This is a genomic window from Mycobacterium tilburgii, assembly GCF_902168065.1.
GTDB classification, from domain to species: Bacteria; Actinomycetota; Actinomycetes; order Mycobacteriales; family Mycobacteriaceae; genus Mycobacterium; species Mycobacterium tilburgii.
Genome location: NZ_LR655690.1, coordinates 118,941 through 131,105, shown reverse-complemented (window position 1 = coordinate 131,105; position 12,165 = coordinate 118,941). Strand labels below are relative to the sequence as shown.

Annotated in this window: 8 protein-coding genes, 2 tRNA genes and 4 pseudogenes; 8 read left to right on the top strand and 6 right to left on the bottom strand. The window is 65.9% G+C overall.

Annotated features, from left to right (window positions below; translation table 11 throughout):
• Positions 1-4: 4 nt before the first annotated feature.
• From FQ389_RS21010 to FQ389_RS00595, 3 genes and pseudogenes are all read right to left on the bottom strand, one after another.
• A pseudogene (locus FQ389_RS21010) lies at positions 5-1,021 on the bottom strand (pyridine nucleotide-disulfide oxidoreductase).
• Positions 1,022-1,113: 92 nt separating this feature from the next.
• Entirely contained in the window at positions 1,114-2,676 is a 1,563-nt protein-coding gene (locus FQ389_RS00600; RefSeq protein ID WP_144205785.1) for a glycoside hydrolase family 13 protein, read from the bottom strand.
• Between the two features lie 24 nt (positions 2,677-2,700).
• The gene (locus FQ389_RS00595; RefSeq protein ID WP_144205894.1) at positions 2,701-3,087 is read right to left on the bottom strand and encodes a globin; all 387 of its coding nucleotides are present in this window, start codon (positions 3,085-3,087) and stop codon (positions 2,701-2,703) included.
• A 154-nt stretch (positions 3,088-3,241) separates the two neighbouring features.
• On the opposite strand from FQ389_RS00595, the pseudogene FQ389_RS00590 reads away from it, so the two are divergent.
• The 3 genes and pseudogenes from FQ389_RS00590 to FQ389_RS00580 all read left to right on the top strand — a co-directional run bounded on the left by FQ389_RS00590 (position 3,242) and on the right by FQ389_RS00580 (position 4,658).
• Positions 3,242-3,913, top strand: a pseudogene (locus FQ389_RS00590) (HNH endonuclease).
• A gap of 66 nt (positions 3,914-3,979) precedes the next feature.
• Positions 3,980-4,204, top strand: coding sequence for an aa3-type cytochrome oxidase subunit CtaJ (ctaJ, locus tag FQ389_RS00585; protein WP_144205893.1), 225 nt, complete (start codon positions 3,980-3,982; stop codon positions 4,202-4,204).
• Positions 4,191-4,658 (top strand): DUF5130 domain-containing protein, encoded by a 468-nt coding sequence (locus FQ389_RS00580; RefSeq protein WP_144205784.1) that lies wholly within the window; start codon positions 4,191-4,193, stop codon positions 4,656-4,658. The genes ctaJ and FQ389_RS00580 overlap by 14 nt, the downstream gene beginning before the upstream one ends.
• Positions 4,659-4,802: 144 nt before the next feature.
• Here FQ389_RS00580 and FQ389_RS00575 read toward each other — a convergent pair.
• Positions 4,803-6,602: pseudogene (locus FQ389_RS00575) on the bottom strand (M1 family aminopeptidase); the annotation flags it as partial.
• 139 nt (positions 6,603-6,741) lie between these two features.
• On the opposite strand from FQ389_RS00575, the gene FQ389_RS00570 reads away from it, so the two are divergent.
• The 3 genes and pseudogenes from FQ389_RS00570 to FQ389_RS00560 all read left to right on the top strand — a co-directional run bounded on the left by FQ389_RS00570 (position 6,742) and on the right by FQ389_RS00560 (position 8,678).
• Positions 6,742-7,365, top strand: coding sequence for a mycothiol-dependent nitroreductase Rv2466c family protein (locus FQ389_RS00570; RefSeq protein WP_144205783.1), 624 nt, complete (start codon positions 6,742-6,744; stop codon positions 7,363-7,365).
• A 43-nt stretch (positions 7,366-7,408) separates the two neighbouring features.
• A complete protein-coding gene (locus FQ389_RS00565) occupies positions 7,409-7,888 on the top strand; it encodes a ribose-5-phosphate isomerase (RefSeq protein WP_186296226.1) in 480 nt (159 codons plus the stop codon).
• Between the two features lie 5 nt (positions 7,889-7,893).
• Positions 7,894-8,678 (top strand): annotated as a pseudogene (locus FQ389_RS00560) (Fpg/Nei family DNA glycosylase).
• A gap of 445 nt (positions 8,679-9,123) precedes the next feature.
• Here FQ389_RS00560 and FQ389_RS00550 read toward each other — a convergent pair.
• Positions 9,124-10,326: a serine hydrolase domain-containing protein gene (locus tag FQ389_RS00550; protein WP_144205781.1), complete on the bottom strand. Its 1,203-nt coding sequence runs from the start codon at positions 10,324-10,326 to the stop codon at positions 9,124-9,126.
• 29 nt (positions 10,327-10,355) lie between these two features.
• A tRNA-Gly gene (locus FQ389_RS00545) sits at positions 10,356-10,426 on the bottom strand.
• A 146-nt stretch (positions 10,427-10,572) separates the two neighbouring features.
• On the opposite strand from FQ389_RS00545, the gene FQ389_RS00540 reads away from it, so the two are divergent.
• Both FQ389_RS00540 and tig read left to right on the top strand, forming a co-directional pair.
• A tRNA-Pro gene (locus tag FQ389_RS00540) sits at positions 10,573-10,646 on the top strand.
• 67 nt (positions 10,647-10,713) lie between these two features.
• Positions 10,714-12,114 carry a trigger factor gene (gene tig / locus FQ389_RS00535; RefSeq protein ID WP_186296216.1) on the top strand — a complete coding sequence of 467 codons (1,401 nt, stop codon included), beginning with the start codon at positions 10,714-10,716 and terminating at the stop codon, positions 12,112-12,114.
• Positions 12,115-12,165 lie beyond the last annotated feature (51 nt).

Here is a 12,165-nt window from a genome sequence, read left to right as displayed (position 1 = left end):
GCCGTCAGGTCCCATAGCGCAGCCACAGCGGCAGCACGGAGGAGTCCAGGTAATCCATGAACTTCTTCAGGCCCACCCGGTACTGGCCGAACCCGTAGGGATCCTTCGCGTACTCCGGAAACGCAATCCCCAGCCCGAATAGGCCGGGCTCGATGATTCCGTTTTGTTGGTTGTATTCCAGCGGACCCCACTGCTGGGTCTCCGGTAATTTCCTGCGCTCGAACCCGACGGTGTACACCACGCGATCGCAGCTTTCGAACTGCTGCTGGAATTCCGGGCTGTCCACCCAATATCTTTCGAGCCGATCCGGGTATTCGCCGATGTTCTCCCGGGCCCATTGTGCCGCTCGGCCCTTGAGGCAGGTGTAGTCGAACAGAATCCAATCATTCAGGTACACAGCGTATTTGAGTGTGCTGCGGTAGAAGTTGAGCACTTTTTCGACGGGATGATCCAGCAGATGTGGCAAAACGATCATCGACGAGTACGACGAGCCGACACCGCGACCGTGGCGCCCCCGAGAGGTTCGGCCGCCAGCTTTTCCGGATCCAGCGCCACCTCGACGGGGATTTCTTTCAGGTGGGGATAGGACAGCCTTTTCGGCACAGCGCCAACGTCGAGAACGACATTCGCCGACGTGATGTCTTCGCCGTAGGTTTCGATGCGCCACTGCCGCTGCCACAGCGACAGGGACGTCGCCGTCGCCCGCACGGCGCGCACCTGATCCCGCAGCTGTTCGGTGTGACCCACACCAACGGTCTGCCACCAGGGCCAGGGCACACGTCTCCTGCGGATCGACCTCGTGCAACGCGGTGGGTGGCGCATCCGAGGACCGGAATGCCGCAGAGCCGCACAGAAAGTCGAGGAACGTTGAGGCGATGGTGTTGCTGGATACCGGCCGCCACTTCTGGTCGAGGTCTCCCGCGGCGAAGGCGGGATCGATCCAGGAGATCTTCTCGGCGGCGACGCCGTGATCGAGCAGCCTGCCGACCGCGGCGATGCCCGCCGGCCCGGCTCCGATCACTGTCCACGCGTACGTCGGCATGTACTAGATATAGTCGGCATGTACTAGATATAGAGGAACGGGCGTCTCGGCGCTTGCGTCCGCGACGTGCTCTAAACCAGCCAGACCGCCGTGTCGGCCGGCAACTGACCGTCGACCACTGGCGCGCTCTCCAAAATGACCTCGCCGGCCGGCAGCGGCAGGGGCCGCGCACCCGTGTTCAGCGCGCAGATCAGCCCGCCGGCCGCGCGGCGGAACACCAGTCCGTCGGCCGACGCGGTCAGCCACTCCAGCTCGCCCTCGAATTCGCTTCGCTTTCTCCGCAATTCAAGTGCCGTGCGGAAAAACGACAAGGTCGAAGCGGGGTCGGCCTCCTGCTTCTCCACCGTCAGCGATGCCCAGTTCGCGGGCATCGGCAACCAGGTGTCGGGGGAGCTGGAGAACCCAAACGGGGGTGCCGCACCGGACCAGGGCAGCGGAACCCGGCACTTGTCGCGGCCCCGCTCAGTGTGGCCCGAACGTTCCCACGTCGGGTCCTGCAGCACCTCTTCGGGCAGGTCCAGCATGTCGGGCAGCCCCAGCTCCTCGCCGTTGTAGATGAACACCGTGCCTGGCAGCGCGAGCATGACCATCGCCATCGCCCGGGCGCGGCGCAGCCCGGCCTCGCCGTTGCCGTAGCGGGTCACCTCGCGGCCCACGTCGTGATTGGACAGCGTCCACGTCGGCTCGGACTCGTAGATCGCCGTGGCCGCAAGCGAATTCCGGATCGCGTCGTGGATCTCGGCGGCGTCGAACTCGATCTTCGTCAGCCGGAAGTTGAATCCCAGATGCAGTTCGTCGGGCCGCAGGTACTCGGCCCACAGCAGGTTGTCCATCACCCACACCTCGCCGATCGTCATCGCGCCGGGATACTCGTCGACGACCTTGCGGATGCGGCGGTGAATGTCGTGCACGTTCGGGTTGTTGAACCGCGGGTCGTCGTCGCTGTGGCTCAACACCTTGACGTCGCCCTTGGCGTCGGGCAGGCCGGCCGGCTTGGCCATGCCGTGGGCCACATCGATGCGAAAGCCGTCCACACCGCGCTCAAGCCAGAACCGCAGCGTCTTCTCGAAATCGTCGAAGACGTCCGGATGCTCCCAGTTCAGGTCGGGCTGCTCGGTGTCGAACAGATGCAGGTAGTACTGGCCCGGGCTGCCGTCCGGTTCCACCACCCGCGTCCAGGCCGACCCGCCGAACACCGAGGTCCAGTTGTTGGGCGGCAGCTCCCCGTCGGCGCCCTTCCCGTCGCGGAAGAAATACCGATCCCGCGCGTCGGTGCCTGGCCCCGCGGCCAGTGCCGCCTGAAACCACGGGTGGGCCGAGCTGGTGTGGTTGGGCACCACGTCCATTGTGATCTTGATGCCACGCTCGTGCGCCGCCGCGATCAGCTGTTCGATCGCGGGCATCCCACCGAACAGCGGGTCGATGGCGCGCGGATCGGCGACGTCGTAGCCGTGATCGGCCATCGGCGAGACGGTGACCGGGTTGAGCCAGATGGCGTCCACCCCGAGCCGCTCGAGATGGTCCAGGTGGGCCACCACACCGTCGATATCACCGACGCCGTCGCCGTTCGTGTCGGCAAACGACCGTGGATAGACCTGGTAAAAAACCGCGTTTGACCACCATGTGGGGCCCATGCTGCTCCGTTCGGTTCTCCGGCATCAAAACGATGAATTGACGAGTGAGTGGGCGGCCATTTCCAAATAGTCGAGCAGTTCGCGACGGTGTTCGTCATCGAGCGTCTGGGCGTCGATGGACGCGACGGCGGTCTGCATGCAGCGCAGCCATGCGTCGCGTTCGATGGGAGTGATCCGGAACGGCACGTGACGCATCCGCAACCGGGGATGTCCGCGCTGCTCGGAGTAGGTGCGTGGGCCACCCCAATACTGCTCGAGGAACATCCGCAGCCGCTCTTTGGCGCCCGCCAAGTCGTCGAGGGGATACACCTCCCGCAAGATCTCATCCTCGGGGACCTGGGCGTAGAAGCGCGCCACGATCGTTTTGAAGGTTTCGGCACCGCCGACTGCGTCGTAAAAGGACTGTTGCACCTGATCCATCGCCTCCCATTGTGGCGCATTGGCACGTCGGCAACGTCAAATCGGCCCGACGCACTCCTGCTGTTCACTGGTTCGACCCGGCCGCGCACCTGCAATTAGGCGTGCGATTGGCGGCGAATCATGGTGGACTATCGGCGGAGGATTCATGGCGCAGGGCAAGAAGCGCCGCAGCCACCGCAGTTCGGCTGGCGCGGCAGGGCTGACCGGACCCACGCCCGCATCGTCGTTGCATAGTCTTTCCCACCACCCCACCCGGGGCGCCGACACCCATCCACCCACCCGGCACGACAGCGCGTCGATCTGGAGCCGTCGCCGGGTGTTGCTGCTGAATTCCACGTATGAGCCGCTGACCGCGCTGCCGATGCGGCGGGTCATAGTGATGGTGATCTGCGGCTAGGACGACGTGGTGCACCACGATCCCGGCGGACCGGTCATCCACTCCGCGACCCAATCGATCGTCGTGCCGTCGGTGATCCAGTTGCGGTCCTACGTCCGGGTGCCCTACCGGGCCCGGGTGCCAATGAACCACGCCGCGTCGATGCACCGCGACTGCTTCTGCTGCACTTACTGCGGCGCAAAGGCGGACACGGTCGACCACGTGGTGCCCCGCAGCCGCGGCGGCGAGCACTCCTGGGAGAACTGCGTCGCCTGCTGCTCGGCGTGCAACCATCGCAAGGGCGACAAGCTGTTGACCGAGCTCGGCTGGGCACTGCGGCGGGCCCCGCTGCCGCCGACCGGGCAGCACTGGCGACTGCTGTCGACGGTCAAGGAGGTGGACCCCGCCTGGGCCCGGTATCTGGGCGAGGGCGCGGCCTGACCATCAAAGGGGTGTCTCGCGCGTCGTGGCGGCACCGCGTGGGATACGGTTTGCGTCGTGAGCGTTATGGAGATTCACCGGTTGGTGGTCGGAATCCCGGCATTGCTGGTGATCGTGCTGGCGGCGCTGATCTGGTCGCACAAGGGACCGCACCCCGCGACCTACAAGATGTCCGAACCGTGGACGCATCCGCCGATTCTGTGGGCGGCCACCGACGAGGACGTCGGTGGGTCACACGGACACCACGCATCGGAGTTCTCAGTCGGAGGTGGCGCCAGTGGCACATGGTGAGGTAGCGACCAGAAAGCCCGCCGGGCTGCCCAAGGGTTTCGCGATTACGAGCAGCGGGCGGGTATCCGCCGTCACCGAGCCCGGTGAGCTGTCGTCGCACTACCCGTTCCCAATAAAGGATCTCGTCGCGATCGACGACGCCCTGAAATACGCCTCCCGTCAGTCGAGGACCCGGTTCGCCATCTACCTGGGCGACCTGGGCGGCGACACAGCGGCCCGGGCTCGCGAGATCCTGGCCAAGGTGCCGACGGCGAACAACGCGGTGTTGTTGGCGGTGTCGCCCAACCAATCCGTCATCGAGGTCGTGTACGGCGCGGATGTCCGCGGACGCGGCGCCGAGTCGGCCGCCCCGCTCGGTGTTGCCGCCGCGTCGTCGGCGTTCGAGCAGGGCAATCTGGTCGACGGCCTGATCAGCGCCATCCGCGTGCTCAGCGCGGGAATCTCCCCGGCCTAACCTCCGGCCGGACCGCTGTCGAAGGCGCGGGCCCGCAGCGCCCGCTTCACCCCCGCCCTGGCCCTTCAGCACAAGGCGGCGTAGGGCCGGGGGCACCTCCGACTCCGGAGCGGCCAGGAACTCGTCGTCGGCGGCGATCGCCTCCTCGCTGATGTCCCACGACGGATACATCCCGATCACGACCGGTCTGCACGACCTCGCTGGAGCGCCGCGCCCACACGCCGGGAATCGCCTGGAAATACAGGGCGGTGAACGGTTTTAGCAACTCCGACTGACCGGGCGCGCCGAAACCGGCGACGATGGAGCGGGTAGTCGCGTTGGGCAGGGTGTCGTCTTCGATCACGGTGGTGAACGTCTGCTCCTTGACCGCGAGTTGTGGGCGAGCCGCGGTAGCCTGGGCGCCGTGGCGCTTGCCGGTCGCCGTCGGATCGCGCTGCACCTCGGCATCGATGAACCGTGTCTCGAGCCCGTCGGCGTCGACATCACCGGCGGCGGCCAGTGCGGTGACGATGCGCCCAGCCCGGCTCCGCGTAGGAACCCAGCGCCGTCTGGGCCTGCAGCAGCCGCTGAGCTACGCCGACTTCCGCCTCGGCCGGCACGCCCTTCGAGACCAATGCGACAAAGTCGCGGGCCCGCAGCTCGGGCGTCCACCTCGAAATTCTGGGTGCAACGTATTCAGCCCGGTGGTCTTCAGCCACTGCTGACCCCAATTCTACAGATCTTGGCCCGACGCCCGCTCCAGCGCGGTCAGCAGATCGCTGAACGTGGCATTGCCGATCGCGTGCGCCCGGAAGTAGTCGCGCAAGGCCGGCCAAGAACCTTTCCAGCCCGACGTAGGCGACGAGCTGCTTGAGTACCGACGCGCCCTTCGCGTAGGTGATGCCGTAAAGTTCACCTCGACCGCGTGCAGGCCGGGGATGTCGGCGGCGATCGGGTGCATCGACGGCAGTTGGTCCTGGCGGTAAGCCCACGATTTTCGACGGTCGCGAACGTCGTCCACGCCGAGGTGCATTCGGTGGCTTCGGACTGGTAGAGCACCGAGGCGAAGGCGGCGAAGGATTCGTTGAGCCACAAGTCATCCCACCAGGTCACCGAACCACATGTGCTCCATCTCGTGTAGCACCGTCTCGGTGCGCCGCCCCGGCGTTTTCCATTGCGCCGGCGTTGAATTCGGGTACGAACAGCTGGTCGTACTTGCCGAACGCGTAGGGAAAGTCAAAGTTCTTGTGGTAGAAGGCAAATCCTTGCTTCGTCTCGGTGAACAACTGCTCCGGGTCCATGTGTTCGGCAGGCGAGGTCCGGCAGTAGATGCCGAGCGGAATCTCGCCGTGCTCGTCGCGGTAGGAGTCTTTCCATTCGGCGTAGGGACCCGCGATCAACGCGACCAGGTAAGTGCCCATGCGCGGGGTGACCGCGAAGGTGTACGCTGGTGCCGCCCGATTCCTCGACGGACACGGGGCATCGTTCGAGATCACCTTCCAGTGCGCCGGTGTCGTCACCCGCAGGTCGAAGGTCGCTTTGAGGTCGGGATGGTCGAAGCAGGCGAACATTGGCTTGGCGTCGGCGGTTTCGAACTGCGAGTACAGGTAGGTCTCGTTGTCCACCAGGTCGACGAAGCGGTGCAGGCCCTCGCCGGTGTTGGAGTAGCGGCAATCGGCGTCGATGACGACGACGTTGCGGTCGGCCAGACCGCGCAACGGAATGCCGGTGGATTCGTCGTATCCGGTGACGTCCACCTCCCGTCCGTTGAGGTCGCGCTGCGAACGGTCTCGGCGACAAGTCGATGACCGTGTCGGCGCCGGCCAGCGCGTCGAACACCAGGGTGGTGGTGGAGCGAAACGTACTTTCGCCGGGCCCTCCGGAGCCGTCGGTCAGGTCGAGGTTGATCTAGTAGCTGTCGACGGTGACAAGGGCGGCGCGCTCGACCGTTTGGTCGCGAGTCAGGTTAGGAAGTGCTACTCGTCCAGCTTAGTGGTGTTCCCGTTTCGCGGTGCGAAACGGGAACGCTCGCGCGGCGACTACCGTTGTGCTGGACGGTGTTGTGACCGTTTCCGAATACCCGACTCCGCGGAGAGGACTGGCCATGTCCGAGAAGACCCCTGTGCAAGACCAAGCTGATTTCTGGTTCGATCCGCTGTGCCCATGGTGTTGGATCACCTCGCGCTGGATCCTCGAGGTCGAGAAGGTCCGCGACATCAAGGTGAACTTCCACGTGATGAGCCTCGCCGTGCTCAACGAGAACCGGGAAGACCTGCCGGAGAAATACCCGGAGATGATGAAGCGTGCCTGGGGGCCGGTGCGGGTGGCGATCGCCGCCGAGCAGGCGCACGGCTCGGCGGTATTGGCACCGCTGTACGCCGCGATGGGCACTCGAATTCACAATGAAGGCAACCAGGATCTTAACGAGGTGATCAAGCTGTCGCTGGCCGACGGGGGTCTGCCGGCCGATCTGGCAAAGGCCGCCACCAGCACCGACTACGACGAGGCGTTGCGCAAGAGCCACCACGCCGGGATGGACGCAGTCGGCGACGACGTCGGCACGCCGACCGTCCACGTCAACGGGGTGGCGTTCTTCGGTCCCGTGCTGTCGAAGATTCCGCGCGGCGAAGAGGCCGGCAAGTTGTGGGACGCTTCGGTGATCTTCGCCTCCTACCCGCACTTCTTCGAGCTCAAGCGGACCCGGACCGAGGCGCCCGAATTCGACTAGGTCAGCCGCTGCTCTGGCCTGACGGTCGTGCACAATGTCGCGCATGCGCGTCTACCTGGGTGCCGACCACGCCGGATTCGAGCTCAAGCAAGCGATCATCGAGCATCTGAAGAAAACCGGGCACGAGTCGATCGATTGCGGCGCTTTCAGTTACGATGCCGAGGACGACTACCCGGCGTTCTGCATCGACGCCGCGACGCGCACGGTGGCCGACCCGGACAGCCTCGGCATCGTGCTTGGCGGATCGGGCAACGGCGAGCAGATCGCGGCCAACAAGGTGCCGGGTGCGCGTTGCGCGCTGGCGTGGAGCGTCGAGACTGCCTCGCTGGCACGTGAACACAACAGCGCGCAGCTGATCGGGATCGGCGGGCGGATGCACACCGTCGATGAAGCGCTGAGCTTCGTCGACGCGTTCCTGGCCACGCCGTGGTCGAAAGCCGAACGCCACCAACGGCGTATCGACATTCTCGACGAGTACGAGCGGACGCATCAAGCGCCTCCGGTGCCGGGCGCGCAGGCTTAAGCGCGTTGCCCAAGGGACATACCCTGCATCGGCTGGCCCGGTTGCACCAACGGTGGTTCGGCGGTGCGCCGGCGGCCGTGTCCAGCCCGCAGGGGCAGTTCGCCGGGCCGGCGGCCGTGGTCGACGGGCAGGTGCTGCGCAAGTCCAGCGCCTGGGGCAAGCACCTGTTCCACCACTACCCCAACGGCCCGATCATGCACGTGCACCTGGGTCTCTACGGCACCTTCACCGAATTCGAACGCAGGCCCGACGCGACACTGCTCGAAGCGGTCGGCCAGGTACACATCCGGATGGTCGGCGCCGAGTACGGCACCGACCTGCGCGGCCCGACTGTCTGCGAGGTGATCGACGAGGGTGCGGTCAGCGACGTCGTGGCCAAGCTCGGCCCCGACCCGTTACGCAGCGAGGCCGACCCGTTGTGGACGTGGACCCGAATACGAAGTCACGCAGGCCTATCGGCGCGCTGTTGATGGATCAGGGAGTCATCGCCGGGGTGGGCAACGTCTACCGCAGCAAGTTGTTGTTCCGGCATCGGATCGACCCGTATTGGCCCGGACGATCGATCAGCGCCGCGGAATCTGGTAGCGCTGATGAAGGTCGGCCGCGGCGCGGCAAGATCATCGTGGTTCGGCCCGAGCACGATCACGGTTTGCCGTCGTACCGGCCGGACCGGCCCCGCACCTACGTCTACCGGCGCGCGGGTGAACCCTGCCGCGTTTGCGGCACTCCGATCCGCACGGCGGTGCTGGAAGGGCGCAACCTGTTCTGGTGCCCGACCTGTCATAAGTGACCGTCGCACCGGCCGCCGGATTGGCAGGAAACTGACAGCGAGAAACGCTGGCGTCTATAGTTTTCGATTGACTTGGTCCGGGTAAAAATGACTTGTGAAGATCATTCCTCGTTTAGCTGCTAACGATTTTCGCCGGAGCCGCGGTTGCGGGTCTGGCTGGCGTCGGCCTCGCCGCCGACGCGGTCGCGGTGCCCAGGCCCTTCCCGCAGTGGTGCCCCGGGAGAGTTCTGGGAACCCGGGCTGGGGCAACAACTGGGACTGGAATAACTGCCATGATTGGCGCGGCGGCCCACCGCCGCCGGATCGCCCGTGGGACCGCGGTCCCGGATGGGGTGGACCGCCGTCGCCCGAGCGGCCCTGGGGTTCGCCGCCGCCTCCTGGATGGCATCCCTGAGGCCCCTGCCAACAATACTTGCCCCGTCGGCTTCGGTCGGCGGGGCACGTCTCACATCGAGAAGCCGGAGACGTCGACCCCGAGGGTGGCGTAGACCTCGTTGCTGAGGGCAAGGCTGCGTGGGTCGGCATTGGCCTTGGTGGCGTCGAACCGGTTCGCCACGTAGGCGTAACCGATGCGGTGCTCGAGGTCGACGAACCCGAACGAGCCGCCGAGTCCGCCGTGGCCGAAAATCTGGGGGTTGGGCCCGTTGACGCAACGCTGGTTGAGCATGTAGCCCAGCCCCCAACCGTGGTCGGCGACCCGAGGTCCGAGCACCAGGTCGGTCCCGAGGCCGCCCTGGCACTCCCGGATGACGTCCATGTGCTGACGGCTCAGCAGCTTCTCCTGTGCGAGCGCGTTGTAGAACGTCGCCAGGCCCAGCGCCGACACCTGCCCGTTGGTGCCGGGGAATTCGAGCGCGCGCCAACGGTCGAGGTCATAGGAGCCGACCTCGTCGTCGGGGGCCCAACCCATCGCGATCGCCAGGCCTGCCTTCGGGTGATCGGCCAGACTGGTCGGGTGGCTGGGAACGTGGGCGATCAGGTCGCGCATGTGTGGCTTGTTGACTCGCTCGGCGCAGCGCAGCTGATCGGTGGGGGACAGGCCGATGTGGACGTCGGCGCCCAGCGGTTCGGCGATCTCGGCGCGCAGGTACTGGCCGATCGTGCGGCCGGTCACCCGGCGGAACACCTCGCCGACGATGAAACCGAACGTGGTCATGTGGTAGCCCTGGGCGGTGCCGGGCTCCCACCACGGTTCGGCGATCACCAGTTGTTCGCAGACGTAGTCCCAGTCGCAGACTTGTTCCCAGGTCATCGGGGCGTGCGGCCCAATGACCCCGGACCGGTGGCTCATCACCATGGCCAGCGGGATGCGCTCTTTGCCGGCCCGTCCGAATTCCGGCCAGTACCGGGTGATCGGGGCGTGCAAATCGACCTCACCGCGATCGACGAGCTGATGCATGCAGGTGGCCGAGAGTCCCTTGGTGCCGGACAGCACCGTGGTCAGCGTGTCTTGCTGCCAGGGCCGTGTCGCGGCCGCGTCGGCCCAGCCACCCCAGAGGTTGACCACGAGGTCACCGTCGACCCAGACGGCGACGGCCGCGCCCTGTTCGAGTTGCAGGGTGAAATTGCGCTCGAACGCCTCGCGAACCCCGATGAAGTCCGGCGCGCAGGAGCCCTTGATGGTGGCTTCAAGTGCAAGGTCGCTCATGGCGCCTTTCTGTGGAGCTACCTACCCCGAGCGGGCGACGGGAATCGAACCCGCGTAGCTAGTTTGGAAGACTAGGGCTCTACCATTGAGCTACGCCCGCATGCATTAGTCGAGCGAGACTGTATCTGGCTGCGAACATCAAATCTAATCGACGCAGATTCGTGAATGCATTGTTGAGGTCTTGAGTTCGCTCCGAAGTCGGTGGCCCTGCTGGTACGGGAGGGCCGTAGGATCGCGAGGTCAGCGCGGGGTGTAGCGCAGCTTGGTAGCGCATCCGCTTTGGGAGCGGAAGGCCGCAGGTTCAAATCCTGTCACCCCGACAAGCACCGCGCCGCAACCCAGCCGGCTCGCGAGGCCACCACAGAACGACCATCAAGGAGCACACTCGTGAAGAGCAGCGTCGAGCAGTTGAGCCCTACCCGGGTGCGCATCAACGTGGAGGTGCCGTTCACCGAACTCGAACCCGATTTCCAGCGCGCCTACAAGGAGCTGGCCAAGCAGGTCCGGCTGCCGGGATTCCGGCCCGGCAAGGTGCCTACGAAGTTGCTCGAGGCCCGGTTCGGCCGGGAGGAGATGCTCGACCAGGTCGTCAACGAAGCGCTGCCGACCCGGTACGGGCAGGCGGTCACCGAGACCGAGGTGCACCCTATCGGCCGTCCCGAGATCGAGGTGACCAAGAAAGAGTACGGCGAAGACCTCGCGTTCACCGCCGAGGTCGACGTCCGTCCTGAGCTCATCCTTCCGGACCTGAGTTCGTTGCAGGTCTCGGTGGAGCCGATCGAGGTCAGCGACGAGGACGTCGAAGCCGAACTGCAGTCGCTGCGCGCCCGGTTCGGCACCCTGACCGGAGTGGACCGGCCGGTCGCCGACGGTGACTTCGTCTCGATCGACCTGTCGGCCACCGTGAACGGCGAAGAGGTGCCGGGCGCCGCCGCGGAAGGCCTGTCGCACGAGGTTGGCTCCGGCCGGCTCATCGAGGGCCTCGACGACGCGCTCATCGGCATGTCGGCCGACGAGTCCAAGGAATTCACCGCCAAGCTGGCGACCGGCGAGCACGCCGGCCAGGACACGCAGGTCACGGTGACCGTCAAGACCATCAAGCAACGCGAACTGCCCGAGCCAGACGACGAATTCGCGCAATTGGCAAGCGAATTCGACACCATCGAGGATCTGCGCACCAACCTGCGCGACCAGGTGGCCCGGATCAAGCGCGCCCAGCAGGCGGAAAAGATTCAGCAAGCCGCGATGGACGCGCTGCTCGAACAGGTCGACGTGCCGCTGCCCGAGGCGATCGTGCAGGCCCAGTTCGACAGCGCCGTGCACGGCGCCATCGACAGCGTCGGTAACGACGAAGACCGGTTCGCCGAGGTGCTCGCCAAGCAGGGCAAGACCTGCGAAGAATTCGAGGCCGAGACGCGCACCGCGGTGGAGACCGACGTGCGGCGCCAGCTGTTGTTCGACGCGCTGGCCGACGAGCTGCAGATCCAGGTTGGCCAGGACGACATGACTGAGCGCCTGGTCGCCACGTCGCGGCAGTACGGCATCGAACCGCAACAGCTGTTCACCTACCTGCAGGAGAGCAACCAGCTGCCCGCCATGTTCGTCGACGTGCGGCGCGGGTTGGCGATCGCCGCGGTGGTCTCGGCGGCGACGGTCACCGACACCGACGGCAGTGTCATCGACACGAGCGAATTCTTCCCGCACCGCGCGAGGGCCGGCACTCAAGACTCCGCCCAGGACTACTCCGAAAACGCCGACGACACGACCGCAGAGCCCTGCGACAAGTAACTCAGCCTTGACGCTGTGAGCGAACGCGGGGTGCGCGGCGCGAAACGGCGG

Coding starts and splice junctions, on each gene's coding strand:
- FQ389_RS00600 (WP_144205785.1), bottom strand. CDS start 2,676: ATGGGCCCCACATGGTGGTCAAACGCGGTTTTTTACCAGGTCTATCCA.
- ctaJ (WP_144205893.1), top strand. CDS start 3,980: ATGGAGATTCACCGGTTGGTGGTCGGAATCCCGGCATTGCTGGTGATC.
- FQ389_RS00570 (WP_144205783.1), top strand. CDS start 6,742: ATGTCCGAGAAGACCCCTGTGCAAGACCAAGCTGATTTCTGGTTCGAT.
- FQ389_RS00565 (WP_186296226.1), top strand. CDS start 7,409: ATGCGCGTCTACCTGGGTGCCGACCACGCCGGATTCGAGCTCAAGCAA.
- FQ389_RS00550 (WP_144205781.1), bottom strand. CDS start 10,326: ATGAGCGACCTTGCACTTGAAGCCACCATCAAGGGCTCCTGCGCGCCG.